Here is a 24,234-nt window from a genome sequence, read left to right as displayed (position 1 = left end):
GTGTCCTCACCCCGCTCACTGTCGCGCCACGTCCCGGTGCATCACGTTGGACGCGACCCCGGCCGCGGTCATCCGGGCCGCGAACGCCTCCGCCATCGCGACGCTGCGGTGTCGACCGCCGGTGCAGCCGATGGCGACGGTGGCGAACCGCTTTCCCTCGCGCAGGTAGCCCTCCTTCATCAGGTCGATCAGTCCCTCGACCTGGCTGAGGAACTCCTCGGCCCCCGGCTGCGACAACACGTACTCGGCCACCGGCTTGTCCCGGCCCGAGTGGGGTTGGAGTTCGGGCACCCAGTGCGGGTTGGGCAGGAACCGGACGTCGAAGGTGAGGTCGGCGTCGACCGGGATGCCGTGCTTGAAGCCGAACGAGAGCACGGTCAGCCGGAGCTGGTCCAACGCCTCGCCCTCGAAGGCGTGGGCCACCCGTTCGCGCAGCTGGTTGACGTTCAGCGAGGTGGTGTCGATCACCAGGTCGGCCGCGGCCCGGACCGAGGCGAGCATCCGCCGTTCCGCCACGATCCCGTCGAGCAGTCGCCCGTCCCCCTGCAGCGGATGGGGTCGCCGGACCGACTCCTGCCGGCGGACGATGATCTCGTCGCTGGCCTCCACGAACAGGATCTCGTGGTCGCGGCGGTCGGCGCTCAGCTCGGCGAACATCGTGGGCAGCTGCCGGAAGAAGCGCTGGCTGCGGCAGTCCACCACCACCGCCAGCTTGCTCATGTTGGCCCGGGACACCAACGTGCACAGGGTCGGCACCAGCCGGGGCGGCAGGTTGTCGACCACGTACCAGCCGAGGTCCTCCAAGGTGTTGGCGGCGGTGCTGCGCCCGGCGCCGGTCATCCCGGTGACGACGGCCACGCGCAGCCCGGGCGTCGACGACCGGCTGGGGGTCTCACCCGCGGTGGGGTCCGGTTCAGGGCTCACCCCGCCATTATGTCCGCCGCATGCCTCCGCTGTTCAGCGGGCACGAGCCGGCCAGCAGGATCAGCCGGGCGGCGGCCGTGCTAGTAGGTTCAGCGGCACGGGTCCCGAAGCAGGAGGTGCGGATGGCGCAGCAGATCATGGGTGACACCACCGGTCCTCGGTGTGCGGCACGCTGGCCCTGCTCACGGGCACCGGCGTCACCGTGCCGGGGCTGGTCGCCCTCGACTGGTCGAACTTCACGATCAACGACCTGGGCCCGCTGTTCGTGCCGTTCTACCTGGTGATGTGGCTGGCCTACAGCGTCGTGTACCTGGCCTGGACCCACGCCGTCTACACCCGCCGGTCGCCGCGCGGGCTGGTCAGGCTGGCACGGCAGGAACTGTCCGAACGGAACTCCCGGTGGGCCCGCTTCACCGGCAGCAGTGGCGCCACCGCGTCCACCCTGTCGGGTGCCACGATCGCGATCGTGTTGACACTGGCGATCGCCCAGAGCCCGGTGTACCGGACCGAGATCGCGTACGTGGTGGGCGGGCTGCTCGCGGTCGGCGGCTCCTGGCTCTTGATGGTCTTCGCGTTCGCGCTGGAGTACCTGCACCTGGACGTCGTCCCGCAACCGGACGGCACCCGGCACCTCGTCCACGCGGCCGAGGGACCGCCCGAGTTCGGTGACTATCTGACGTTCACGGTGCTGCTGTCGGTGATGGCGGCGACCACGTCGGCCGAGATCAGGAGCCGGCGGGCCTGGCGGACCGTACGCCTGAACGTCCTGTTCGCCTTCGTGTTCAACTCCGTGATCGTCGCGATGATGGTGTCGCTCCTGTTCGGCGGACTGACCAGCTGAACCCGGCGACTCGCCGGCGGCACCGTCAGCTCGTGCCCCGTACGCGGTCGGGCGCTGGCCCCGGCTCGGTCGCGGGCGACGGTTCGCCGGTGATGACCTCACCAGTGGTGGCGTTGTAGGCGGGCTCGACCTCGTCGGCGGCCAGCGCGACCAGCACCGCCGTGGCCGTCCGTTCGCCGAAGCCGGGCAGGGCGGCGATGTCGTCCAGGCTGGCGGCGCGGAGCTTGCGCAGCGAGCCGAACTCCTTGAGCAGCGTCTTGCGGCGGACCTCGCCGAGCCCCGGGACGTCGTCCAGCACCGACTCGACCATCGACTTGCTGCGGCGGCCCCGATGGTGGGTGATCGCGAACCGGTGGGCCTCGTCACGGATCCGCTGCAGCAGGTAGAGGCCCTCACTCGTGCGAGGCAGGATCACCGGGTCCTCGTTGTCGGGGAGCCACACCTCCTCCAGTCGCTTTGCCAGGCCACTCAGCGCGATCTCGTCCGCGAGGCCGAGCTCGGTCAGCGCCCGGTGGGCGGCCGCCACCTGCGGTGCGCCGCCGTCGACGACCACCAGCGCCGGGGCGTACGCGAACCTGCGTGGTGCGCCGGTGGTCGGGTCGATCAGCAGTGGCCCCTCGGACCCGTCCTGGTCGCCCCCGCCCTGGTCGACCCCGTCCCCATCGACCCCGTCCCCATCGACCCGTGCCGCCTCCAGTTCGTCCGCCGCGCGTTCGGCCTCCTTGGTCTCGGCGCGGTCGGACAGCAGCCGCCGGAAACGGCGGGTGATCACCTCGTGCATGGCCGCGACGTCGTTCTGCCCGACCGTCTCCCCCGACAACCCGCGGATCACGAACCGGCGGTACTCGCCCTTGCGGGGCAGGCCGTCCTCGAAGACCACCATGGAGGCGACGATCTCGGTGCCCTGCAGGTTGGAGATGTCGAAACATTCGATGCGCAGCGGCGCGGTCGGCAGGTCGAGGGCCTGCTGGATCTCCTCCAGAGCACGGTTGCGGGTCGACAGGTCGCCGGCACGTTTGGTCTTGTGCCGGACGAGCGCCTCCTTGGCGTTGCGACCGACGGTCTCGAGCAGACGGGCCTTGTCACCGCGTTGTGGCACGCGGATCTCGACGCTCGCGCCACGACGTTCACCGAGCATCGCGGCCAGGGCCGGGGTGGAATCCCCGACGGCGGGGACCAGCACCTCCCGGGGCAGCCGGGCGTCCTCGGCGTCGGCTGTGGTGCCGTACAACTGGAGCAGGAAGTTCTCCACCAGTTCGGCGGTGCCGCTGTCGTCGGTCCGGTCGGCGACCCAGCCGCGCTCCCCGCGGACCCGGCCGCCGCGGACGTGGAAGATCTGCACCGCGACCTCCAGCGGATCCTCGGCGATGGCGACCACGTCGGCGTCGGTGCCGGTGCCCAGCACGACCGCGTTCGACTCCAGGGCGCGGCGGACGGCGGTGAGGTCGTCCCGCTTGCGCGCCGCCCGTTCGTAGTCCTGCTCGGCACTCGCCTCTTGCATCTCGCGCTCCAGCCGGTTGACCAGCGGATCGGAGCGGCCGGCCATGAAGGCGGCGAAGTCCTCCGCAATGGCCCGGTGCTCTTCGGCACTGACCCGGCCGACGCACGGGGCGCTGCACTTGTCGATGTAGCCGAGCAGGCAGGGCCGGCCGCTGGCCGCGGCGTTGTTGAACACGCCGCGGGTGCAAGACCGCATCGGGAACACCCGGAGCAGCAGGTCGACCGTCTCCCGGATCGCCCAGGCGTGGGAGTACGGCCCGAAGTAGCGGGTCCCCTTCCGCCGGGGGCCGCGGCCCACGTACACCCGTGGGAACTCCTCGGCCAACGAGATGGCGAGCCACGGGTAAGACTTGTCGTCGCGGTACTTCACGTTGAACCGCGGGTCGTACTCCTTGATCCACGAGTACTCGAGCTGCAACGCCTCGACCTCGGTGCGGACCACGGTCCACTGCACCCGGGCCGCCGTCAGCACCATCGTCTGGGTCCGGTTGTGCAGTGATGCCGGATCGGCGAAGTAGCTGTTGAGCCGGGACCGGAGGTTCTTGGCCTTGCCGACATAGATGACCCGGCCGTGCTCGTCGCTGAACCGGTACACCCCGGGTTGGGTCGGGATGGAGCCCGGCGCGGGGCGATAGGTGGACGGGTCGGCCATACCGACAACCCTATGTCTGCGCACCGACACTTCCGGTCGCCCGCGGTGCCACCTCGGCCTCGGACGTTGCCCCCAGCAATCTAGATTGCTAGCATTCTAGCTATGTCCACGAAGCCTCCACCCAAGGCGCAGTTCAACGTCTACCTGCCACCGGACCTGATCCGCGCGTTCAAGCACCGGGCCATCGACGAGGGCCGCAGTCTCTCCGCCGTCGCGGAGACCGCACTGCGCCTCTACCTGTCCACACCCCTCACCAACGACACCGTGACGAAGGAGTCGACATGACCTCCGCTCCGCTGTTCCACCTGTGCCCCTACCGGTTCACCGACGATCCTCCGGGCATGATCGCCCTCCTCCGGGCCGTCGGACTGCGGACCGTCGTGAGCGGCCCGGCCGACCGGTTCGCCGTCCTGGCGGGCCGACACGGCCGGATCGGTGTCCACGACACCGCGACGGCCGGACCGGACAACCGAGTTGTGTCGACCTCGCTGGGCTTCGAGACCCCCGACGCCGAGCGAGCCGCCGATCACCTCCGGTCGCGCGGGCTACAGGTCGACCTGATCGACGAGGCGTACGGCCGTCGCCTCGAGGTGAGGGACACGTCCGGCCGGACCACCTGGATCAACGAGGAGATGCACGACCTGTACGGCTACCGCCCCGGCCCAGCAGCCGACACGACGGTCGCCACGGCTGTCGACGTGGTCGCCGTCTGGTTCACCGACGACCCCGCTGGCATCACTGATTGCTTGGGGCACTTCGGGTTCTCCCCTGCCCCGAACGGACCCGAGGATGCCTCGACGACCTGGCGGGAGCTCCGATCGGCCGGCGGCGTGGTGGGCCTGCACCGCCGCACCCACCAGCCGGTCGACGGTGCCGAGCTCGGCTTCAGCAGCGAGGAGTCCCTGCCCACCGTGGTGGAGCGGCTGCAGGATGCCGGTTTCGACGACGCGGCGCTCGTGGCCGAGGGTTCGTACGTGGTGGTGACCGACCCGGACGGACGACGGATCGAGATCCACCCGGCGTGACGGCCCACCTCGCCCGACGGCGGGGCGGCGCACCTCACGGCACCTCAGGAGGACGAGTCGATGGCTTCCCTCTCCCCGGCATAGCGGTTCTCGATCTTGGAGAACCCCCATGAGGCGAGGATGCCGACGACGAGCAGCGCGGCGCAGAACGCCAGGAACAGGCCGAGTGGCAGGCCACTCTTGGCGATCGCATCGGGGACGAGGACGACGGTGGGGAAGATGGCCAACGACGAGCCGGCCACCATGCCGAGAATGAAGTGGTACATCCCGGCGTAGTGCTTGCCGAAGGCCCAGTTGGCGGCCTTGGCCAGCAGGACCACGCACAGGATCAGGCCGACGAACAGGGGGATGAACACCGTGGGCTCGAAGTCCTTGATCCCCTCGGCCATCTTGTCGTACAGCCCGAAGTAGATCAGGAAGTTCGACGGGCTCATACCCGGCACGATCACACCAAGGCCGATGAGCGCCCCCGAGCCGAGCCACACCGGGATCGACGGTGGCACGTCGAGATCCATCCGGCCGCCCAACAGCATCACGGTGAAGATGAATGCCGCCGACAGCGCGAGGATGACCCAGTGCCGACCGGCGCGGCCCTGCTTCCCCGCCTGGCGCCACAGGCTCGGGAAGGTGCCGATCACGAAACCGATGAACAGGCACACGAAGGCTGCCTCGTAGCGCCCGAAGGCTGCCGCCACCACGATGGAGAACAGGACCAGGCCGACGAGCCCGCCGATGCCCACGGGCAGGAAGTAGCGGAACTGCTTGAGGAAGTGCTTGAAGGGGTTGGCCAAGAACTTGATGAGCGGGTCGTAGATCTTGAAGATCACGGCAAGCACACCGCCGGACAGTCCGGGCAAGATGAAGCCGATGCCCACCGCAACGCCCTTCAGCAGGCGGAGCAGCCAGGCACCGATGCTCTCGGGTGCAGCCAGGTGCTCCGGGACATCTGGTCGGACAGGATCGTCTTGTGTGGCCATCGTGCCTTCTGGTGGGGTTCGGGAATCGCCGACAGCATACCCACGCGCCGAGCGCGAGACGGATCTCCGAGTCGTCAGTCAATCATCGGGGAGCACCGGCCACCCATCGCGCGGCCCGGCCGGTGGCGATCAGCCAGCGGTCGACCTGGTCGCTGGTGACGTCGGCGCCGCCACGCAACGACAGTCGTTCCAGCTCCGTGGTGGGGAGTCGGCGTCCGACGCCCTCGCGCCAGGTGAGGCCCAGCGGGTCGGCACCGTCAACGGCACGCTCGCCGGCGGTGTTGATCACCAGGACGCGTCGAAGTCCCTCGGCATCGGTTCGCTGCTCGGCCTCCGGACCGGTCCTCGGGTCGCCGCTGTCATGGCTCCCCCACACCGGGACCAGCACCCGGTCGAGCCAGCCGCTGAGGATGGCCGGTGGCTTGCCCCACCAGTCGGGGTGCACGACGACCAGTGCGCGCGAACGCTCCAGTTCCCAACGGTGGCGGGAAACCATCGGGTCGATCCCGCCGTCACGCGGCACCCCACGGTCGTCATCGGTCAGCAGGGCGCTGTCAAGGTTGGCCTGCCACGCCTCCTCCGGGAGCAGAACCGGGTCGAAGCCCTCGGCGTACAGATCGTGCAGGGTCGCCTCCGCACCCGTCTCCTTGATCGACTCGACAGCCCGCCGGGCCAGTCGATGACACAACGACCCGGTGCGGGGATGGGCCAACACCACCATGACGGGCGAGCAGTCGCCGGGGCTCAACATGGCTCGCAGCGTACTGGGGTCGTCGCCGCGCAGTCTCGCCGGACGCTTGTACGCTGTGGGTGGCTCGGGACGAAATCCCCACACACCTGGAGGACTGATGTCGCCCTACACCCGCCGGAACCTGTTGATCACCTCGGGCCTGGCCGCCACCGCGGTCGGGTTGGGCGCCTGCCAGTCCGGCGGTCAGTCCCCGTCGGAGCCGGCCGGACCGGCCTCGGTCGCCGTCTCCGAGGTCCCGGTCGGAGGCGGTCTGATCCTGCCCGACGCCAACTACGTCGTCACCCAGCCGACCGCCGGTGAGTTCAAGGCGTTCACCAAGACCTGCACGCACCAGCAATGCCCGGTGTCGCGGATCGACGGTGCCGAGATCGTGTGCGACTGCCACGGCAGCCGGTTCTCGATCACCGACGGATCGGTGGCCCAGGGCCCGGCCAACGAACCCTTGGCCTCGTTCCCGGCCGAGGTCTCCGGGGAGACCGTCAACATCGGCTGACGGCGGGACCGACCCTCAGCCCAGCTGGCTCGCTGCCGACTTCTTCGCGGTGGTCGACGTCTTCGACGTCGTGGCCTTCTTCGATGCCGCAGCCTTCCTCGACGTCGTGGACTTCCTCGAGGTCGTGGACTTCTTCGCCGCTGCAGCCTTCCTGGGCGTCGCGGACGTGCCGGCCCTGGTGGCTGCGCCCGTCGCCGACTTCTTGGCCGAAGCAGACTTCTTCCCCGGTGCGGCCTTCTTCGCCGGGGCGGCCTTCTTTGCAGGCGCTGACTTCTTCGCCGCAGCGGACTTCTTCGCCGGAGTCGACTTGTTCCCGGCCGGCACCGCTCCGCCGACATCGGTGAACAGGTCATCGGCCTCAGCCGGCACCTCCTGGCCCTGCAGCAGCGGCGCCAGATAGGTGCCGGTGTGCGAACCGGGAGTGGTGGCGATCTGCTCCGGGGTGCCCTCGGCGATCACCTGGCCACCGCGGCGGCCGCCCTCGGGGCCCATGTCGATCACCCAGTCGGCGGTCTTGATCACGTCGAGGTTGTGTTCGATCACCACGACGGTGTTGCCGACCTCGACCAGTCGGCCGAGCACGCCGAGCAGCTTGCGGATGTCCTCGAAGTGAAGGCCGGTGGTCGGCTCGTCCAGCACGTACAGGGTGCGCCCGCTGGAACGCTTCTGCAGTTCACTGGCCAGCTTGACCCGCTGCGCCTCACCACCGGACAGCGTCGGCGCGCTCTGTCCGAGCCGGACGTAGCCCAGGCCGACGTCGACCAGGGTGCGCATGTGGCGGGCGATGCCGGGGATCGCGGCGAAGAAGTCCACCGCCTCCTCGATCGGCATGTCGAGCACCTCGGAGATGGTGCGGCCCTTGTAGTGGACCTCCAACGTCTCCCGGTTGTAGCGCGCCCCACCGCACACCTCGCACGGGACGTACACGTCGGGCAGGAAGTTCATCTCGATCTTGATCGTGCCGTCACCCGAGCAGTGCTCACAGCGGCCGCCCTTGACGTTGAACGAGAACCGGCCCGGCTGGTAGCCGCGGACCTTCGCCTCCGGGGTTTCGGCGAACAGCCGACGGATCGCGTCGAACACCCCGGTGTAGGTGGCCGGGTTGGACCGTGGCGTCCGACCGATCGGCGACTGGTCGACGTGGATCACCTTGTCGATGTGCTCGGCTCCCGAGATCGACCGGTGCCGGCCCGGCACCTGCTTCGCCTTGTAGAGCCGCTTCGCCAGCGACGTGTACAGGATGCTGTTGACCAGGGTCGACTTGCCCGACCCCGACACCCCGGTCACCGCGGTCATCGTGCCGAGCGGGAAGCGTACGGTCACGTCGTCGAGGTTGTTCTCGATCGCGTCGTGCACGGTGACTGCGGTGCCATGACCGCGTCGACGTACGGGAGGCAACGGCACCTGCTTGGTGCCGTTCAGGTACTGCCCGGTCAGCGACTCGGGGTTGGCCAGCAACTCCTCGACCGGACCCGACACCACGACGTTGCCACCGTGCTCACCGGCGCCGGGGCCGATGTCGACCACCCAGTCGGCGGTGTTGATGGTGTCCTCGTCGTGCTCGACGACGATCAGGGTGTTGCCGAGGTCGCGCAGCCGCACCAAGGTCTCGATGAGTCGTCGGTTGTCGCGCTGGTGCAGGCCGATGCTCGGCTCGTCGAGCACGTACAGCACACCCACCAGGCCGGAACCGATCTGGGTCGCCAGTCGGATCCGCTGGGCCTCGCCACCGGACAGGCTGCCGGCCGGCCGGGACAGCGACAGGTAGTCGAGGCCGACGTCGAGCAGGAACCGCAGTCGCTCCTGAATCTCCTTCAGCACCCGCTCGGCGATCTGTGCCTCCCGCCGGGTCAGCTCCAGGCCGTCGAGGAAGGTCGAGGTCTCGTCGATCGACATCGAGGAGATCTCGGCGATGTTGCGCCCACCGACCGTGACGGCCAGCGAGCTCGGCTTCAGCCGGGCCCCGTGACAGGCGGTGCACGGCACCTCGCGCATGTAGCCGGCGAACCGTTCGCGGGACGCATCGGACTCGGCCTCGGCGTGGCGACGCTCGATGTAGGAGACCACGCCCTCGTACTTGGCCCGATAGCTGCGGGTGCGGCCGTACCGGTTCCGGTAGGTGACCTGCACCTGGCCGGGCACCCCGTGCAGCAGGATCTTGCGGGCGTCGGCGGGCAGCTCGCGCCACGGCAGGTCGGGCGAGAACCCCTGCTCGTCGGCGAGGGAGACGATCAACCGTTGGAAGTAGTCGGCCACCTGCACCGACGACCACGGGGCGATCGCACCCTCGGTCAGCGCCTTGCTGTCGTCGGGCACCACCAAGGTCTCGTCGACCTCCATCCGGGTGCCGATGCCGGAGCAGTCGGGGCAGGCACCCCACGGCCCGTTGAACGAGAACTGCCGTGGCTCCAGCTCGTCCATCGCCACGTCGTGGTCGTTGGGGCAGGCCAGCTTCTCGGAGTAGCGCCGCTCGCGCATCGGGTCGTCGTCGGCCAGGTCGACGAAGTCGACGGTCACCACACCACCGGCCAGGCCGAGCGCGGTCTCGACCGAGTCGGTCAACCGTTGCTTCGCCGACGACTTCACCGCCAGCCGGTCGACGACCACGTCGATGTCGTGCTTCTTCTGCTTGTCGAGGGTCGGTGGGCTGGTGAGCGGATGGACCTCGCCGTCGACCCGGGCACGGCTGAAACCCTGCCCCGCGAGTTGGCTGAACAGCTCGACGTACTCGCCCTTGCGACCACGGATCACCGGGGCCAGCACCTGGAACCGGGTGCCCTCGTCCAGCCCCATCAGCCGGTCGACGATCTGCTGGGGGGACTGCCTGGTGATCGGCTCGTGGCAGATCGGGCAGTGGGGCCGACCGGCGCGGGCGAACAGAAGCCGCAGGTAGTCGTACACCTCGGTGATGGTGCCCACCGTGGAGCGCGGGTTGCGGCTCGTCGACTTCTGGTCGATCGACACCGCCGGCGACAGGCCCTCGATGAAGTCGACGTCCGGTTTGTCGAGCTGGCCCAGGAACTGCCGGGCGTACGCCGACAGCGACTCGACGTAGCGTCGCTGGCCCTCGGCGAAGATCGTGTCGAAGGCCAGGGACGACTTGCCGGAGCCCGACAGCCCGGTGAACACGATCAGTGCATCACGGGGGAGGTCGACCGAGATGTTGCGCAGGTTGTGCTCCCGGGCACCGCGGACGACTAGTTGGTCACTCACTCGCGCAAGCTTATGCGCCGCCCCCGACAGAATCCGTCCGGTCAGCCGGGACGGGTCAACCGGGAACGGAACCCGGGCCGCGCTGGGCATACGGTGGGACCCATGCCAGCCATCCCGCCCATTCCCCACGAACTCAGCACGATCAATGACCTACTGGTCCGTGCGACCGGTGCCCTGCTGGGCGACACGATCGCCGTCACCGACGAGGCGTGGCGCGAAGCCTCCGGGCTGCCCGACTGGACCCGGGGCCACCTCGCCACCCATCTGGCCCGCAACGCCGACGCGTTGGGCCGACTCGCCACCGGGGTGCTGTCGGGTGAGCCGGGCACGATGTACCCGTCGGTCGAGTCCCGCAACGCCGACATCGCGGCCGGCGCCGACCGCCCCGGGCTCGCCTTGCACACCGACCTGGACACCTCGGCCAGCGAGCTGGACACCCTGTTCGACACGATCGGCGCCGAGGACCGCTGGGACACCGAGGTGACGCTCAGCGGTGGCGCGGTGCTGGGGGCCGGCTGGCTGCCGGTGGCCCGGCTGGTCGAGGTCACGCTGCACCACGTCGACCTCGACATCGGTGTCGGCCTCGCCGACCTGGAGCCGGCGGCGGCCGGGTGGGTGCTGCGCTGGGTGGCGTTCCGGCTCGGCGGTCGGATCGAGCAGGGCTTCCGGCTCGAGGTCGGCGGCGAGACGCTGACCTGTGGCCAGGTCACCGACGACTCCCCCGTCGTACGGGGAACGGTCACCGAACTGCTGGGCTGGCTGAGTGGTCGCTCCGAGACCGAGCCCGAGGGCGCGTCAGGGATCAGCCTGCCGGCGCTGTGAGCCACGCCCGGACCAGCCCGGCCGCAGCAGCGCCGGTGTCGGGCTGACCACAGATCGCACTCACCACCGCGGCCCCGGCCGCGCCGGCCTCCCGGACCGTGGCGAGCCGGTCGGCCCCCACGCCGCCGATCGCGACGGCCGGCCACGGGCTCGCGGCGACGGCGGCCGTCAACCCCGACCGCCCGAGCACCGGCCCGGCGTCGGGCTTGGTGCGCTGTTCCCAGACCGGCCCGATGCCCAGGTAGTCGATCACACCACCGGGCTGCCACTCCCGGCGAGCCGCGAGCACCTCGTCGACGCTGCTGCAGGACAGGCCCAGCACGCTGTCGGGTCCCAGCCTCGCGCGGGCGGCGTCGGGAGCCAGGTCGCCCTGTCCGACGTGGGCCCCGTCGGCACCGGCCGGGGCGACCAGGTGCACCCGGTCGTTCAGCAGGACGAGGGCGCCGGTGCCGGCCAGCGCGGCCACGACGGCCCGGGCCAGGGCCAGGAAGTCGTCGTCGGTCGCGGCCGGGTCACGGACCTGGACCAACCGCACTCCCGCCGCGACGGCCCGCCGTGTGGTCGCGACCACCCCGTCCGGGCCACCGCACAGACCGGTGTCGGTGACCAGGTAGACGCCCGACCACTCGGCGAGCCGGTCCCGCCGGCTCATGACGGGCCATTCATGACAGTCGGGCCGCGGCTGCGATCGTCGCCCCGTCCACCGCGGCGACCTCGTCCAGCAGGATGGCCGCGAACGAGCCGGGCCCGGCGGCGGTCGCCATCGCGCGGTCCGCGGCCACCGTCAACCAGGCGGTCGCGGTGATCGCCGCGACCCGCGGCTCCGCCACGCTCACCAAGCCGGACATCAGGGCACCGAGGGCACAGCCGACCCCGGTGACCCGGGTCATCATCACGTCACCGTTGTGGACCCGGACCAGCTCGTCCCCGGCCACGATGTGGTCCACCTCGCCACTGACCGCGACCACACAGTCGAACTCGTCGGCCAGCTGCCGGGCCGCCGGCAGCACGTCCTCGGGTCGGTCGGTGGCGTCGACGCCGCGGCCCCCCGCGGCACCGGCCAGTCCGGCGATCTCGGAGGAGTTGCCCCGAATCACCGCGGGGGGATGGGCCCGGACGAGCTCGCGCGCGATCTCGGTCCGCCACGGCAGCCCACCGACCGCGACCGGGTCGAGCACCCAGCCGGCCCCGGAACGACGGCGCGCCTCGACCGCGGCGCGCATCGCCGCGACCGTCTCCGGGTACGGGGTGCCCAGGTTGACCAGCGTCCCGGAGGCAACCTCGGCGAACCCACCGGCCTCCTCGGGGTTGTCGACCATGGCCGGTGCCGCGCCGGCGGCCAACAACACGTTGGCGGTCCACTGCGCGGCCACGATGTTGGTGAGGCACTGCACCAGCGGGACGGTGCGCCGGAACTCGTCGACGGCCACCGACATCGCCGCCCGCAGTTGATCACCGTTGGTCATCGGTCCTCCTCCACGGTCTGACCGGCGGCATCGCCGAGAAGCCGGCGCCCCGGTTCGCGGGTCGTACGCCGCATCCGACCAGCGTACTGGTGTGATGTGATCGGTGGATCCGTATCCGTACCGTGAGGAGTACCTTGATGAGTGATGATCACCGCGATCACCGGCATCACGTCAGTCCCGGCGGTGACACGGTCGACCTGCCGGGCGCTCCTGCCGGGATCACGGTCACCAAGTTCTCCGTCGGCGAGATGGACAACAACTGCTACCTGCTGCGGTCCGACGACGCGCTGATCATGATCGACGCGGCCACCGACGCGGAGCGGATCGTCGAGGTGATCGGCCCGGGGACGACCCCGGACGTCGTCGTCACCACCCACCGCCACCATGATCACATCGGTGCGCTGCCGGCACTCGCCGAGCACGGCCGACCGCGGCTGTACGCCGGAACCCTCGACGTGGCAGCGATCACGGTCGCCACCATGGTGTCCGACCTGCGGGGGGTGTGGGACGGCGACGTGATCACCGCCGGCGACATCAGCCTCGAGGTGATCGGGCTGATGGGCCACACACCCGGAGCGATCGCACTGCTGCTGGGCGACGCCCTGCTGTTCACCGGCGACAGCCTGTTCCCCGGTGGGCCCGGAAGAACCCGGACCGAGGGCGACTTCGGTCAGTTGATGGACGACCTGGAGACCAAGGTGTTCGACCGGTTCGCAGACGACGTCGCCGTCCACCCCGGACACGGTGACTCGACCACGCTCGGCGCCGAGCGCCCGCAGTTGGGCACCTGGCGCGAGCGTGGCTGGTGAGGCCCCATGGTTTGGTGAGGCCTCAGTAGCCGAGGACCTGCTTCAGGATCCAGAGGGCCTTGTAGCCCTCGACCGGGTCGATCCAGAACGGGCCGGGCTGGTCGAGGTGCTCGTGGAACGCCTTCACCAGCAGGCCGTGTGAGGTGCCCCAGTATGCGCGGGCGCCGGTGGCGACCTTCTCGTCGGCGACGGTCTCGACCTCGCCGTTGTCGTGGGTGATGGTCAGGTCGCCGGCCAGGTGCACCAGCGCCTTCTCGGTCTTGATGTCGATCGTGACCGGGGCGTTGACCGGGTTGAGGTTGGTGGCGACCAGGACGCTGCGGACCCCGTTCTCGTGCCGCATCGCCACCGTCGCGGTGTCCTCCACCTCGATCACGTCGGCCAGCCCGTACGTCCCGGCACTGCCGGTCACCTCGGTCACGTCACCGACCAGCCACTGCACCATGTCGATGGTGTGGATGGCCTGGTTGATCAGCACACCACCGCCACTGCCCTCCCGGCTGCCGCGCCACGGGCGCGCACGGTAGTACTCCGGGGTGCGGTGCCACAGCACCGACGCACCGGCGCTGAGCACCGCGCCGAGCCGGCCGGAGTCCAGGATCTCCTTGGCCGCGGCGAACGGCTTGTTGTAGCGGTTCTGGAAGCAGACGCCGACCTTGCGGTCGGTCTCCTTGCTGGCCTGCACCAGCTCGTCGGCCTCCTCGAGCGAGGCCGCGATCGGCTTCTCGGTCAGCACGTGCTTGCCGGCGGCCAGGAAGTCGAGGGCGACCGGGACGTGCTGGTTGTGCGGGGTGCAGATGTGCACCACGTCGATGTCGTCGCGATCGAGCAGTTGTCGGTGGTCGCTCACCCGCTCGACCTGTCGGTCCGGCACCACGGCGGCGAGCCGGTCCGGATCGACGTCACAGATCGCGACGAGTTCGGCGTTCGCCTCGTCCAAGCTCTTGAAGTGCAGCTGGGAGATGTCTCCACAGCCGATGACGGCAGCGCGACGGGTCACTGGCCCTCCTTGTCCTCGGTGGACGAGGTTAGACCAGCCGTGACGTCACCGCCCGCGGTGTCCACGTCGGACGCCTCCTTCGGCTGCACCATCGACAGGTCCCCGGCCGGTGTCACGTACCCCTCGGGCTCGTCGGACCCGCCCACGCCCTGCTTGCGGTCGCGGCCGGTTTTGATCAGGCTGGCGACGGTCGTGACGGCCAGCGTCACGATGATCACGCCCAACGACATCCAGATCGGGATCTCGGGGATGTCGACGTGCAGCCCGAAGAACTCCAGCAGGTGGGTCTCGTGCAGTGCGTGCAGGAACAGCTTCACGCCGATGAAGACCAGGATCACCGACAGGCCGACCTGCAGGTAGACCAGGCGCTGCAACAGGCCGCCGATCAGGAAGTAGAGCTGCCGCAGGCCCATCAGCGCGAACACGTTGGCGGTGAGCACCAGGTACGGCTCCTGGGTCAGGCCGTAGATCGCCGGGATGGAGTCGAGGGCGAACATCAGGTCGGTGGTGCCGAGCGCGATGATCACGAACAGCATCGGGGTGACCAGGGTCTGCCCGTTCTCCTTGACCCGCAGTTTGACGCCTCGGTACCCGTCGGTGGACTTGAACCGCTTGCGGACCCACCGCATCACCACGTTCTCGCCGGTGTCCTCCTGCTCGTCGCCGGCCAGCCACTCCTGGAAGATCTTGACCGCGGTGTAGATGAGGATCGCTCCGAACAGGAAGAACACACCCGCGAAGCGGTCGATGGCCGCGGCGCCGACGGCGATGAAGACCGCCCGGAACACCAGCGCGATGATGATGCCGACCATCAGGGCGAACTGCTGCAGGTGCCGCGGCACCTTCATCTTGGCCATGATGATGATGAAGATGAACAGGTTGTCGATGGACAGCGAGTACTCCGTCAGCCATCCGGCGAAGAACTCACCACCGAACTGCCACCCGGAGAAGATGCCGACCCCGATGCCGAAGATCACGGCCAGGGCGACGTAGAGGCCGATGAAGAGGCCGGCCTCCTTCATCGACGGCTCGTGGGGGCGGCGGCCGATCACGAAGACGTCGATGGCCAGGATGGCCAGCAGGACGACGACCGTGATCGCCCAGGCGTAGAGGTGCACGTTCACAGGCAGGGGTTCCCTTCCGAGATGGGGCTGGCGTACGTGGGGGTGCGACGGCCGGCGTGTTGATCTCGGAGGTCTCTTCCGCCGTCGGCTGGAGGCGCGACGACAGGCGGCACCGGGCCGCCGCGACGCATCCCTGCTGTCCGACGGAACCGTGATGACGATGCCACCTCGGGGAATACTCCCCTCCGCGGAGGAGAATACGCCACCGCACCGCCCGGACGCGATTCGCGTCGGGCGTGGCGAGGCCTACTTGGACGCCTCGAGCATCTGCCGGAGCTCCTTCTTCAGCTCGCTGATCTCGTCCCGCAGGCGGGCCGCGACCTCGAACTGCAGCTCCGCGGCGGCACTGTGCATCTGGTTCGTGAGATCGGTCACAAGGTCGCGGAGGTCCTGGGTCGGCATGCCTGCCAGCTCGCGGGTGTGCTGCCCGACCTCGTCCCCGGCGCGGGGTTGCGGCGACCGTCCGCGGTTGCCCTTCGTCCTGCCGAGCAGGTCCTCGGTGTCGGCGTCCTCCCGGGCCAGCATGTCGGTGATGTCGGCGATCTTCTTCTGCAGTGGCTTCGGGTCGATGCCGTGCTCGGTGTTGTACGCGACCTGCTTCTCGCGGCGCCGGTTGGTCTCGTCGATGGCCGCCGCCATCGACGGGGTGATCTTGTCGGCGTACATGTGGACCTGGCCGTCGACGTTGCGGGCCGCGCGGCCGATGGTCTGGATCAGCGACCGGTCGCTGCGCAGGAAGCCCTCCTTGTCGGCGTCGAGGATCGCAACCAGCGAGACCTCCGGCAGGTCCAACCCCTCCCGCAGCAGGTTGATGCCGACCAGCACGTCGAACTCGCCGAGCCGCAGCTCCCGCAGCAGCGCGATCCGTTGCAGGGTGTCGACCTCGCTGTGCAGGTACCTGGTCCGGATCTGGTGCTCCAGCAGGTAGTCGGTGAGATCCTCGGCCATCTTCTTGGTCAACGTGGTGACCAGCACCCGCTGGTTCAGCTCGACCCGACTGTTGATCTCGGCCATCAGGTCGTCGATCTGGCCCTTGGTCGGCTTGATCACGACCTCCGGGTCGACCAGCCCGGTCGGCCGGATGATCTGCTCCACCACCCCGTCGCTGCGGGCGGTCTCGTAGTTGCCCGGGGTGGCCGACAGGTAGACTGTCTGCCCGATCCGATCGGTGAACTCCTCGAACCGCAGTGGCCGGTTGTCCATCGCGCTCGGCAGCCGGAACCCGTGCTCGACCAGGGTCCGCTTGCGCGACATGTCGCCCTCGTACATGCCACCGATCTGCGGCACGGTCACGTGGGACTCGTCGATCACCAGCAAGAAGTCCTCGGGGAAGTAGTCGATCAGGCAGCTCGGCGGCGACCCCGGCCCGCGACCGTCGATGTGACGGGAGTAGTTCTCGATGCCCGAACAGGACCCGATCTGCCGCATCATCTCGATGTCGTACGTGGTCCGCATCCGCAGGCGTTGGGCCTCCAGCAACTTCTGCTGGCCCTCCAGCTCGGCCAGCCGCTCCTCCAGCTCGACCTCGATGCCGCCGATCGCGCGCTCCATCCGCTCGTTGCCGGCGGTGTAGTGGGTGGCCGGGAAGATCGACAACTCGTCGTCGTTGCTGACGACCTCACCGGTGAGCGGCTGCAGGGTCGACAACCCTTCGATCTCGTCACCGAAGAACTCCACCCGCCAGGCGAGCTCCTCGTACATCGGGAACACCTCGAGGGTGTCACCGCGGACCCGGAAGGTGCCGCGGGTGCCGGCCAGGTCGTTGCGGGCGTACTGGATGTCGACCAGGCGCCGCAGCAGCTGGTCGCGGTCGTGCTCCTCCCCCACCCGCAGCGTGATCTTGCGGTCGAGGTACTCCTCCGGGGTGCCGAGGCCGTAGATCGCCGACACCGTCGCCACCACGATCGTGTCGCGTCGGGTGAGCAGCGAGTAGGTCGCCTTGTGTCGGAGCCGCTCGACCTCCTCGTTGAGCGACGAGTCCTTCTCGATGTAGGTGTCGGTCTGCGGGACGTACGCCTCGGGTTGGTAGTAGTCGTAGTACGAGACGAAGTACTCCACGGCGTTCTGCGGGAAGAACTGCCGCAACTCGTTGGCGAACTGCGCGGCGAGGGTCTTGTTGGGCTGCATCACCAGCACTGGCCGCTGCAACTTCTCGGCCAGCCAGGCGATGGTGGCGGTCTTGCCGGTACCGGTCGCACCGAGCAGCACGACGTCCTGCTCGTCGGCCCGGATCCGCCGCTCGAGGTCGGCGATCGCGGCCGGTTGGTCACCGGCCGGCTCGAACTCGCTCTCGACCCGGAACGGGGCGACCTGCCGTTGCAGTTCCTCAAGTGGACGCATGACGTTCAGCGTACGTCCGGCGGCGGACAGAATCGGTCCGGCTGGACGTCAGGGCGGGCCCGACCGCCGGAACCCCGTCACCACGCACACGTCCGGGTCACGGCGGTTGCCGTGACCCGGACGTCGGTGTGGCTGTTCGGTTGTCGGTGGGGCCGGTGATCAGGAGTTGATCAGGGCGGCCACCAGTTCACTCATCATCTTGTTGGCACCCTCGGCCGTTTCCTGTGGCAGCGATTCCTGGGCCGGCATGACCAACGATCCCAGGACCGCGCGGTCGACGTCGGTGCGCTTGGCCCCGAACGTCGACACCACGAGGTCCACCGACCCACTGGAGGTGGCGAGGGTGCCGACCATCTTGCCGCCGGCGGTCTCGACCTTCTCGTTGGGGCTCTCGGTGGCCTCGGCCGACTGCATCTTGGCGTTCGTCAGCTCCTTGCCCAGGGTCTCCCGGTGGAACCGGTCGACCTCCTGGCTGATCGACCCGCTGGGCGCGGTGAGGTTCACGATGAACTGCACCCCACCCGGGCCGGACACATTGGCGTAACCCTCCTTGGCGCTGTTGACCTTCCACCCGGAGGGGACGGTGAAGCCGATGCCGCCGCCGAGGTCGACGGTCTGCCCGGTGTTGCCACCGCCGCCACCGCCACCGCCGCCACCGCCACCGCCGCCACCGCCACCGCCCGAGCTGGAGCTGGGGGGAGGTGGCGGGGTCACGTCGATGGTCGGGCCGGTGTCCCCGCCGCCCCGGCTGGCGACCGTGAAGATGATGCCGATCACGACCGCGAGCACCAGGCCGGTGGCGATGATCCCGATGATCATCCCGGTGTTCGACTTCTTGGGCGGCTGCCCGCCACCGCCGACCGGTGGTTGCCCGGACTGGCCGTACGCCTGCTGGCCGCCGAACTGGCCGGGCTGGGCCCCGTACTGGCCACCCTGCTGCCCGTACCCGCCCTGCTGCCCGTATTGGCCCCCCTGCTGCGGCTGGGAGCCGTACTGGCCGCCCTGACCGTACTGGCCACCCTGCTGTTGGCCGCCGTACTGGCCACCCTGCTGCGGCTGCTGCCCGTACTGGCCGCCCTGCTGTTGGCCGCCGTACTGGCCACCCTGCTGCGGCTGCTGCCCGTACTGACCACCCTGCTGGCCGTACGAGGGCTGTTGCTGGCCGAACGAGGGCTGTTGCCCGCCCTGCTGCCCGTACTGACCGCCCTGCTGCCCGTACTGGCCGGGGTTCTGGCCGCCCCACTGACCGGGATGCTGACTCATCGGGAACCCTCCTCGTCGTTCTGGTCGTCGGCGTCGCCGTCGAACCACTCCCGGTCGTCGTCGAGCGGTGCGTGCTGCTCGGGGCTCGGGTCACCGGCCCCCTGTCCGAGGTGCAACTCGGCGGTGGGCTCGTCGGCCCCGTCGTCATCGAGCGGCTGTGGCTCGGCCGTCTCGCCCGTCGGCGTGGACTCGTACTTTGTCGAGGTCTCCGCGGCGTAACCGGTGGAAGCCTCCTCCGATTCGTACGCGGTCTGCAGATCGGTCGGTCGCTCCGCCACCAAGGTCGCGGTCCCCCCGCCGGCCGACGGGTCGTCGCCCACCGTCTCGGCCTCCGCGGTCGGGGCCCCTGCTGCCCCGGAACTCGTCGCCCCTGAACTCGTCGCCCCGGCACCCGCGGCCGCGGCAGCAGCCGCCGCCTTGGCGCGACCCCCGTGCGGCTTGGCGAACTGGGTGCGCACGGCAGCACCACAGGCGTTGCAGAAGCCCGCACCCGCCAGCAGCGGCATCTCACACTGGCCACAGAAGTCGATCTCGCCCTCCGGGCCCGGACCGGACTCGCGGGCGGACGCCTCGAGGGCGGCCTCCAGCAGTCCGGTGTGCAGCACCGTCCGGATCCGCAGCACCAGGATGCCCAGCAGCACCAGGCCCCACAGCACCGAGAGCACGGTGGAGATGTTCGGGTCGTTGATCAGGCCGAACAGGTAGATGCCGCCGTACAGCGCGATGTTGGCGCCGACCGCGACGGCCAGGCCCTTGACGTAGCGCATGGTGAAGCCGTCGTACCCGGCGCCGAGGCCGGAGAACTCGGCACAGGCGATGCCGGTCGCGGTACCGATCACCAGTGGCTTCACGAAGCCCTGCAGGAAGATCACCGCGATCCAACCGTCCGGGCTGCCGTCGACCATGCCGCCGGTGAGGGTCGGCCAGTAGAGCACCACGGTCTCGGCCGCACTGAACGCGACACCGGAGATGACACCGAAGGTGAGCCCGTCCATCAGGTCGTCGAACTCGGGACGGCTGGCCAGGATGACCGGGCCGACCTGGCGGATCAGTTCACCGATGATCGGGACCAGCAGCACGTACACCGCCATCCGACCAAGATCGAATCCGACACCGGGGCCTCCGCCACCCGACAGCGAGGTGCCGCCGCCGATCATGGACCACAGCACGGTGAACAGCAGGGAGAAGCCGAAGGTCACCCCGAAGGCGAGGCCGGTGACCAGCACCGGCTCGTCCTCCCACAGGTTCACGTCGTAGAGGTAGACGATGTAGACCAGCGGGATCGCGACCACCGCGACCATGATCGCGATCGGCAGGGCCCCGAAGATGGCCGCCAGCAACGCGACCACGAACGCGATCACCAAGGCGTACTGGTAGGTGCGCGGGTGGCTGCCCACGCCGCGCGGCATGATCGTCGAGACCAGGTTGAACGACGCCACCGGCTCGTCCGGCTTCACGGCGAAGTGCTTACGTCGGTCCGAGTCCTGCGAGGTCTGGTCCTGTCCGCATCGCTGACAGAAGTGTGCGACCTCTGGAATCTCGGCCCGACAACGCGGGCAACTCACGTCCGTCCTCCTTGCTCCCGACGACCGGGACACGTGCTCAGGGGTGACAAGCCGTCACGCACCCGCTCTAGGGTCCCGGATCGAGGGGGTCAGCCGCAATCTCCACCGGCCGGAGTCCGGTGTCGATTCGATAAATGAGTCGATTCGACACCGCTACGGCACAGTGCGGCACGGCTGAGGGAGACCCCGCACCGTCACCAGCACGTAGTGTGAGGAGACCGACGACACGATGGAGGAGAGGTGCTGGTGGCGCGCATCGGTGACCGTGGACAAGGGATGGCCCACACCGTGTTGGTCACGGGTGCGACCGGGTATGTCGGCGGACGTCTGGTGCCGGAGTTGCTCGCCGCGGGGTACAGGGTGCGGGTGCTGGCGCGGCACCCGGAGCGGATCACCGACCGTCCCTGGGCCGACGCGGTTGAGGTCTCGGGCGGCGACATCAACGATGTCGAGGCACTCACCGAAGCCCTGCGCGGAGTGTCGGTCGCCTACTACCTGATCCACTCGATGGGCGCCGGCCCCCGATTCGGCGAGCTGGACCGCCGAGCAGCTCAGTCATTTGCCGAGATCGCTGATGCCCAGGGGGTGGGCCGCATCGTCTATCTGGGTGGTCTCCATCCTGAAGGTGAGCTGTCGCCGCACTTGAGTTCCAGGGTGGAGGTCGGGGAGATTCTGTTGGCGTCTCCGGTTCCGACTGTGGTGTTGAACGCAGCGATGATCATCGGCTCGGGCAGCGCATCGTTCGAAATGTTGCGGCACCTCACCGAGAGGTTGCCGGTGATGGTCGGACCCCGGTGGTTGAACAATCGGATTCAGCCGATCGCGATCCGCGACGTCCTGCATCACCTGCTCGGCGCTGCCGACGTCGATCCCAGCATCAATCGCCCCTTCGACATCGGTGGGCCGGAAGTGGTGACGTATCGCGGCATGATGCAGCGGTACGCACGGGCGGCGGGCTTGGCCCCTCGGCGGATCCTGACGCTTCCGGTGCTCACCCCGTGGCTGGCCAGTCAGTGGATCGGGCTCGTGACACCAGTGCCTGCATCGATCGCCAAGCCGTTGGTGCAGTCCCTGTTGCACGAAGTCGTGGTCGGTGAGCGCGATGTCGACCAGGTGATCCCCCCACCGGTCGAGGGTTTCCTGGGCATCGATCAAGCCCTCCATCTCGCCCTGCAGCGAATCCGGGACTTCGACGTGTCAACGACCTGGTCCTCGGCCTCGTATCGCAACGCTCCGAGCGCTGCGATGCCTGAGGACCCCGCGTGGGCCGGGGGTGACCGCTTCGTCGATGAGAGAGCAGTCCGGGTCGAGGCGAGCCAGGACGACCTGTGGGCAGTCATCGAGGAGATCGGCGGCCGAACGGGTTGGTACTCGTGGCCGATGGCTTGGCGGTTCCGCGGCTCGATCGACCGGTTGCTGGGTGGGCCCGGGTTGCGCCGCGGTCGACGGCATCCGACGCGCCTGATGACAGGTGACGCGGTCGACTGGTGGCGGGTGGAACGCATCGAGCCAGGGCGCCTGCTGCGCTTGCGTGCCGAGATGCGGGTACCAGGCATGGCTTGGCTGGAGTTGAGCTGTGAGACAGACGCCGAAGGCTCCACCCTCTTCCGACAGCGTGCCCTCTACCACCCGTCAGGGCTGGCCGGTCGGCTCTACTGGTGGCTGATGGTGCCTTTCCACGGAGTCATCTTCGGTGGCATGCAGCGCACCATCGCGCAGCGAGCCCGCGACCGGACAGCCACTCCCGGTCGAACCGCGACGTAGGACGACGAACGGCCGCAGTCCCGTGGTGGGGACTGCGGCCGTCGACGTACTGCTGCCTGACCGGCTCAGGCGTGGGTCACTCCTGGCCGCCGGTCAACTTCTCGCGCAGGGCCTGCAGCGCCTCGTCGGAGGCGAGCGAACCCTCCTGCGGTTCGGCCGGGGGGGCGGAGCCGAACGAGGCCGGCTGGGAGCCGCCCGACGGCGCGGCTGCACCCTCGGCCTCGGCGACCTCGGCGTCCTCGACCTGCTTCTTGTGGGCCTCCCAGCGGGCGTGCGCCTCGGCGTACTGCTGTTCCCAGGCGGCGCGCTGCTCGTCGTACCCCTCGAGCCACTCGCCCGTCTCCGGATCGAAGCCCTCCGGGTAAAGGTAGTTGCCCTGGTCGTCGTACGACGCCGACATCCCGTACAGGGTCGGGTCGAAGTCGTCGGCCTGGGTGTCGATGCCCTCGTTCGCCTGCTTCAGCGAGAGCGAGATACGGCGACGCTCCAGGTCGATATCGATGATCTTGACCATCACGTCGTCGTTCACCGTGACGACCTGCTCGGGGATCTCGACGTGGCGGACCGCCAGCTCGGACACGTGGACCAGGCCCTCGATGCCCTCCTCGACGCGGACGAACGCACCGAACGGCACCAGCTTGGTGACCTTGCCCGGCACGATCTGACCGATCTGGTGGGTCCGGGCGAAGGCCTGCCACGGATCCTCCTGGGTGGCCTTCAGCGACAGCGACACGCGCTCGCGGTCCATGTCGACGTCCAGCACCTCGACGGTGACCGGATCGCCCACGGTGACGACCTCGCCCGGGTGGTCGATGTGCTTCCACGACAGCTCGGAGACGTGCACCAGGCCGTCGACCCCACCGAGGTCGACGAACGCACCGAAGTTGACGATCGAGGAGACGACACCCTTGCGGATCTGCCCCTTCTGCAACTGGGTGAGGAAGTTCTGGCGGACCTCGGACTGGGTCTGCTCGAGCCACGCTCGACGCGACAGCACCACGTTGTTGCGGTTCTTGTCCAACTCGATGATCTTGGCCTCGAGCTCCTGGCCGACGTACGGCTGCAGGTCACGCACGCGACGCATCTCCACCAGCGAGGCCGGCAGGAAGCCGCGCAGGCCGATGTCGATGATCAGACCGCCCTTGACGACCTCGATCACCGAACCGGTGACGACGCCGTCCTCCTCCTTGATCTTCTCGATCGTGCCCCAGGCGCGCTCGTACTGGGCGCGCTTCTTGGACAGGATCAGGCGACCCTCCTTGTCCTCCTTCTGCTGGACGAGGGCCTCGATCTCGTCGCCGACCTGGACGACCTCGAACGGGTCCACGTCGTGCTTGATGGAGAGTTCCTTGGAGGGGATGACGCCTTCGGTCTTGTAACCGATGTCGAGCAGGACCTCGTCCCGGTCGACCTTGACGACGGTGCCGTTGACGATGTCACCGTCGTTGAAGTACTTGATGGTCGCGTCGACGGCTTCCAGGAACGCCTCAGGCGATCCGAAGTCGTCAACCGCTACCTGAGGTGCTGCCTCGAGAGAGGAGGTCATGTAGTAGGGCTCCGATGGTTGGACAGATGATGTTGTTCGGGCACACTGCACCCCACGACCCGATTCAGAGTTGTCCATGTGCTGTGGAGCGACCGCAGAATCCGGCCATGCCCGCCCCACTCCGTACGGAGGCGCGCAGGGCACAGCGCCAGACAAGCC

At 68.9% G+C, this 24,234-nt stretch carries 20 protein-coding genes; 7 read left to right on the top strand and 13 right to left on the bottom strand.

Annotated elements, in window-relative coordinates; genetic code table 11:
- Positions 1 to 15: 15 nt before the first annotated feature.
- Positions 16 to 924: an RNase adapter RapZ gene (gene rapZ / locus ACQBAU_RS06645; RefSeq protein WP_434549490.1), complete on the bottom strand. Its 909-nt coding sequence runs from the start codon at positions 922 to 924 to the stop codon at positions 16 to 18.
- Between the two features lie 160 nt (positions 925 to 1,084).
- On the opposite strand from rapZ, the gene ACQBAU_RS06640 reads away from it, so the two are divergent.
- The gene (locus ACQBAU_RS06640) at positions 1,085 to 1,765 is read left to right on the top strand and encodes a DUF1345 domain-containing protein (protein WP_465254744.1); all 681 of its coding nucleotides are present in this window, start codon (positions 1,085 to 1,087) and stop codon (positions 1,763 to 1,765) included.
- 25 nt (positions 1,766 to 1,790) lie between these two features.
- Here ACQBAU_RS06640 and uvrC read toward each other — a convergent pair whose 3' ends face one another.
- On the bottom strand, positions 1,791 to 3,917 hold the full coding sequence (gene uvrC / locus ACQBAU_RS06635) for an excinuclease ABC subunit UvrC (protein ID WP_465254745.1): 2,127 nt from the start codon (positions 3,915 to 3,917) through the stop codon (positions 1,791 to 1,793).
- Positions 3,918 to 4,019: 102 nt separating this feature from the next.
- On the opposite strand from uvrC, the gene ACQBAU_RS06630 reads away from it, so the two are divergent.
- Together ACQBAU_RS06630 and ACQBAU_RS06625 are read left to right on the top strand one after the other, a co-directional pair.
- Positions 4,020 to 4,202: a ribbon-helix-helix domain-containing protein gene (locus ACQBAU_RS06630; protein ID WP_465254746.1), complete on the top strand. Its 183-nt coding sequence runs from the start codon at positions 4,020 to 4,022 to the stop codon at positions 4,200 to 4,202.
- Positions 4,199 to 4,942 carry a VOC family protein gene (locus tag ACQBAU_RS06625; RefSeq protein WP_465254747.1) on the top strand — a complete coding sequence of 248 codons (744 nt, stop codon included), beginning with the start codon at positions 4,199 to 4,201 and terminating at the stop codon, positions 4,940 to 4,942. Before ACQBAU_RS06630 ends, ACQBAU_RS06625 begins: the two co-directional genes overlap by 4 nt.
- A gap of 44 nt (positions 4,943 to 4,986) precedes the next feature.
- Here the strand turns inward: ACQBAU_RS06625 and ACQBAU_RS06620 are convergent, their stop codons facing one another.
- Both ACQBAU_RS06620 and ACQBAU_RS06615 read right to left on the bottom strand, forming a co-directional pair.
- On the bottom strand, positions 4,987 to 5,919 hold the full coding sequence (locus ACQBAU_RS06620) for a DUF368 domain-containing protein (RefSeq protein WP_465254748.1): 933 nt from the start codon (positions 5,917 to 5,919) through the stop codon (positions 4,987 to 4,989).
- Between the two features lie 82 nt (positions 5,920 to 6,001).
- Positions 6,002 to 6,670 carry an NAD(P)H-dependent oxidoreductase gene (locus ACQBAU_RS06615; protein WP_465254749.1) on the bottom strand — a complete coding sequence of 223 codons (669 nt, stop codon included), beginning with the start codon at positions 6,668 to 6,670 and terminating at the stop codon, positions 6,002 to 6,004.
- A gap of 97 nt (positions 6,671 to 6,767) precedes the next feature.
- On the opposite strand from ACQBAU_RS06615, the gene ACQBAU_RS06610 reads away from it, so the two are divergent.
- Complete coding sequence (locus ACQBAU_RS06610) at positions 6,768 to 7,163, top strand: Rieske (2Fe-2S) protein (protein WP_434549485.1); 396 nt, start codon at positions 6,768 to 6,770, stop codon at positions 7,161 to 7,163.
- 15 nt (positions 7,164 to 7,178) lie between these two features.
- On the opposite strand, the gene uvrA is transcribed toward ACQBAU_RS06610, so the two are convergent.
- Complete coding sequence (uvrA, locus tag ACQBAU_RS06605; protein ID WP_465254750.1) at positions 7,179 to 10,376, bottom strand: excinuclease ABC subunit UvrA; 3,198 nt, start codon at positions 10,374 to 10,376, stop codon at positions 7,179 to 7,181.
- A gap of 102 nt (positions 10,377 to 10,478) precedes the next feature.
- Here uvrA and ACQBAU_RS06600 point away from each other — a divergent pair, with 102 nt between their 5' ends.
- Complete coding sequence (locus ACQBAU_RS06600; RefSeq protein WP_465254751.1) at positions 10,479 to 11,198, top strand: maleylpyruvate isomerase family mycothiol-dependent enzyme; 720 nt, start codon at positions 10,479 to 10,481, stop codon at positions 11,196 to 11,198.
- On the opposite strand, the gene thiE is transcribed toward ACQBAU_RS06600, so the two are convergent.
- Complete coding sequence (gene thiE, locus ACQBAU_RS06595; protein ID WP_465254752.1) at positions 11,179 to 11,850, bottom strand: thiamine phosphate synthase; 672 nt, start codon at positions 11,848 to 11,850, stop codon at positions 11,179 to 11,181. The genes ACQBAU_RS06600 and thiE overlap by 20 nt on opposite strands.
- A 10-nt stretch (positions 11,851 to 11,860) precedes the next feature.
- Complete coding sequence (gene thiM, locus ACQBAU_RS06590) at positions 11,861 to 12,664, bottom strand: hydroxyethylthiazole kinase (RefSeq protein ID WP_465254753.1); 804 nt, start codon at positions 12,662 to 12,664, stop codon at positions 11,861 to 11,863.
- A gap of 137 nt (positions 12,665 to 12,801) precedes the next feature.
- Between thiM and ACQBAU_RS06585 the strand changes: the two genes are divergently transcribed.
- Complete coding sequence (locus ACQBAU_RS06585) at positions 12,802 to 13,473, top strand: MBL fold metallo-hydrolase (protein WP_465254754.1); 672 nt, start codon at positions 12,802 to 12,804, stop codon at positions 13,471 to 13,473.
- A 22-nt stretch (positions 13,474 to 13,495) separates the two neighbouring features.
- On the opposite strand, the gene ACQBAU_RS06580 is transcribed toward ACQBAU_RS06585, so the two are convergent.
- From ACQBAU_RS06580 to ACQBAU_RS06560, 5 genes are all read right to left on the bottom strand, one after another.
- Positions 13,496 to 14,473, bottom strand: a complete 978-nt coding sequence (locus tag ACQBAU_RS06580) for a Gfo/Idh/MocA family protein (RefSeq protein WP_465254755.1) — start codon at positions 14,471 to 14,473, stop codon at positions 13,496 to 13,498.
- Positions 14,470 to 15,597 carry a TerC family protein gene (locus tag ACQBAU_RS06575; protein WP_434549478.1) on the bottom strand — a complete coding sequence of 376 codons (1,128 nt, stop codon included), beginning with the start codon at positions 15,595 to 15,597 and terminating at the stop codon, positions 14,470 to 14,472. Before ACQBAU_RS06575 ends, ACQBAU_RS06580 begins: the two co-directional genes overlap by 4 nt.
- Positions 15,598 to 15,843: 246 nt before the next feature.
- Positions 15,844 to 17,937 (bottom strand): excinuclease ABC subunit UvrB, encoded by a 2,094-nt coding sequence (gene uvrB, locus ACQBAU_RS06570; protein ID WP_434549477.1) that lies wholly within the window; start codon positions 17,935 to 17,937, stop codon positions 15,844 to 15,846.
- A gap of 159 nt (positions 17,938 to 18,096) precedes the next feature.
- Positions 18,097 to 19,200 (bottom strand): hypothetical protein, encoded by a 1,104-nt coding sequence (locus ACQBAU_RS06565; protein WP_465254756.1) that lies wholly within the window; start codon positions 19,198 to 19,200, stop codon positions 18,097 to 18,099.
- Positions 19,197 to 20,657 carry a PrsW family glutamic-type intramembrane protease gene (locus ACQBAU_RS06560; RefSeq protein ID WP_465254757.1) on the bottom strand — a complete coding sequence of 487 codons (1,461 nt, stop codon included), beginning with the start codon at positions 20,655 to 20,657 and terminating at the stop codon, positions 19,197 to 19,199. Before ACQBAU_RS06560 ends, ACQBAU_RS06565 begins: the two co-directional genes overlap by 4 nt.
- Positions 20,658 to 21,005: 348 nt before the next feature.
- Between ACQBAU_RS06560 and ACQBAU_RS06555 the strand changes: the two genes are divergently transcribed.
- Positions 21,006 to 22,529, top strand: coding sequence for an SDR family oxidoreductase (locus ACQBAU_RS06555; RefSeq protein WP_465254758.1), 1,524 nt, complete (start codon positions 21,006 to 21,008; stop codon positions 22,527 to 22,529).
- A gap of 76 nt (positions 22,530 to 22,605) precedes the next feature.
- On the opposite strand, the gene rpsA is transcribed toward ACQBAU_RS06555, so the two are convergent.
- Positions 22,606 to 24,075, bottom strand: a complete 1,470-nt coding sequence (gene rpsA, locus ACQBAU_RS06550) for a 30S ribosomal protein S1 (RefSeq protein ID WP_465254759.1) — start codon at positions 24,073 to 24,075, stop codon at positions 22,606 to 22,608.
- Positions 24,076 to 24,234 lie beyond the last annotated feature (159 nt).

It is taken from the genome of Carbonicoccus niuqiaonis (assembly GCF_050157065.1).
In the GTDB taxonomy this organism is placed as follows: domain Bacteria; phylum Actinomycetota; class Actinomycetes; order Propionibacteriales; family Propionibacteriaceae; genus Avipropionibacterium.
This window is presented reverse-complemented; position numbering and strand designations above follow the sequence as displayed.

What these genes read in the sequence shown, in the direction of transcription:
- thiM (WP_465254753.1), bottom strand. Translation starts at nt 12,664, where the DNA reads ATGACCAACGGTGATCAACTGCGGGCGGCGATGTCGGTGGCCGTCGAC.
- thiE (WP_465254752.1), bottom strand. Translation starts at nt 11,850, where the DNA reads ATGAGCCGGCGGGACCGGCTCGCCGAGTGGTCGGGCGTCTACCTGGTC.
- ACQBAU_RS06620 (WP_465254748.1), bottom strand. Translation starts at nt 5,919, where the DNA reads ATGGCCACACAAGACGATCCTGTCCGACCAGATGTCCCGGAGCACCTG.
- ACQBAU_RS06565 (WP_465254756.1), bottom strand. Translation starts at nt 19,200, where the DNA reads ATGAGTCAGCATCCCGGTCAGTGGGGCGGCCAGAACCCCGGCCAGTAC.
- uvrB (WP_434549477.1), bottom strand. Translation starts at nt 17,937, where the DNA reads ATGCGTCCACTTGAGGAACTGCAACGGCAGGTCGCCCCGTTCCGGGTC.
- ACQBAU_RS06625 (WP_465254747.1), top strand. Translation starts at nt 4,199, where the DNA reads ATGACCTCCGCTCCGCTGTTCCACCTGTGCCCCTACCGGTTCACCGAC.
- ACQBAU_RS06585 (WP_465254754.1), top strand. Translation starts at nt 12,802, where the DNA reads ATGAGTGATGATCACCGCGATCACCGGCATCACGTCAGTCCCGGCGGT.
- ACQBAU_RS06615 (WP_465254749.1), bottom strand. Translation starts at nt 6,670, where the DNA reads ATGTTGAGCCCCGGCGACTGCTCGCCCGTCATGGTGGTGTTGGCCCAT.
- uvrC (WP_465254745.1), bottom strand. Translation starts at nt 3,917, where the DNA reads ATGGCCGACCCGTCCACCTATCGCCCCGCGCCGGGCTCCATCCCGACC.
- ACQBAU_RS06610 (WP_434549485.1), top strand. Translation starts at nt 6,768, where the DNA reads ATGTCGCCCTACACCCGCCGGAACCTGTTGATCACCTCGGGCCTGGCC.
- ACQBAU_RS06600 (WP_465254751.1), top strand. Translation starts at nt 10,479, where the DNA reads ATGCCAGCCATCCCGCCCATTCCCCACGAACTCAGCACGATCAATGAC.
- ACQBAU_RS06630 (WP_465254746.1), top strand. Translation starts at nt 4,020, where the DNA reads ATGTCCACGAAGCCTCCACCCAAGGCGCAGTTCAACGTCTACCTGCCA.
- rpsA (WP_465254759.1), bottom strand. Translation starts at nt 24,075, where the DNA reads ATGACCTCCTCTCTCGAGGCAGCACCTCAGGTAGCGGTTGACGACTTC.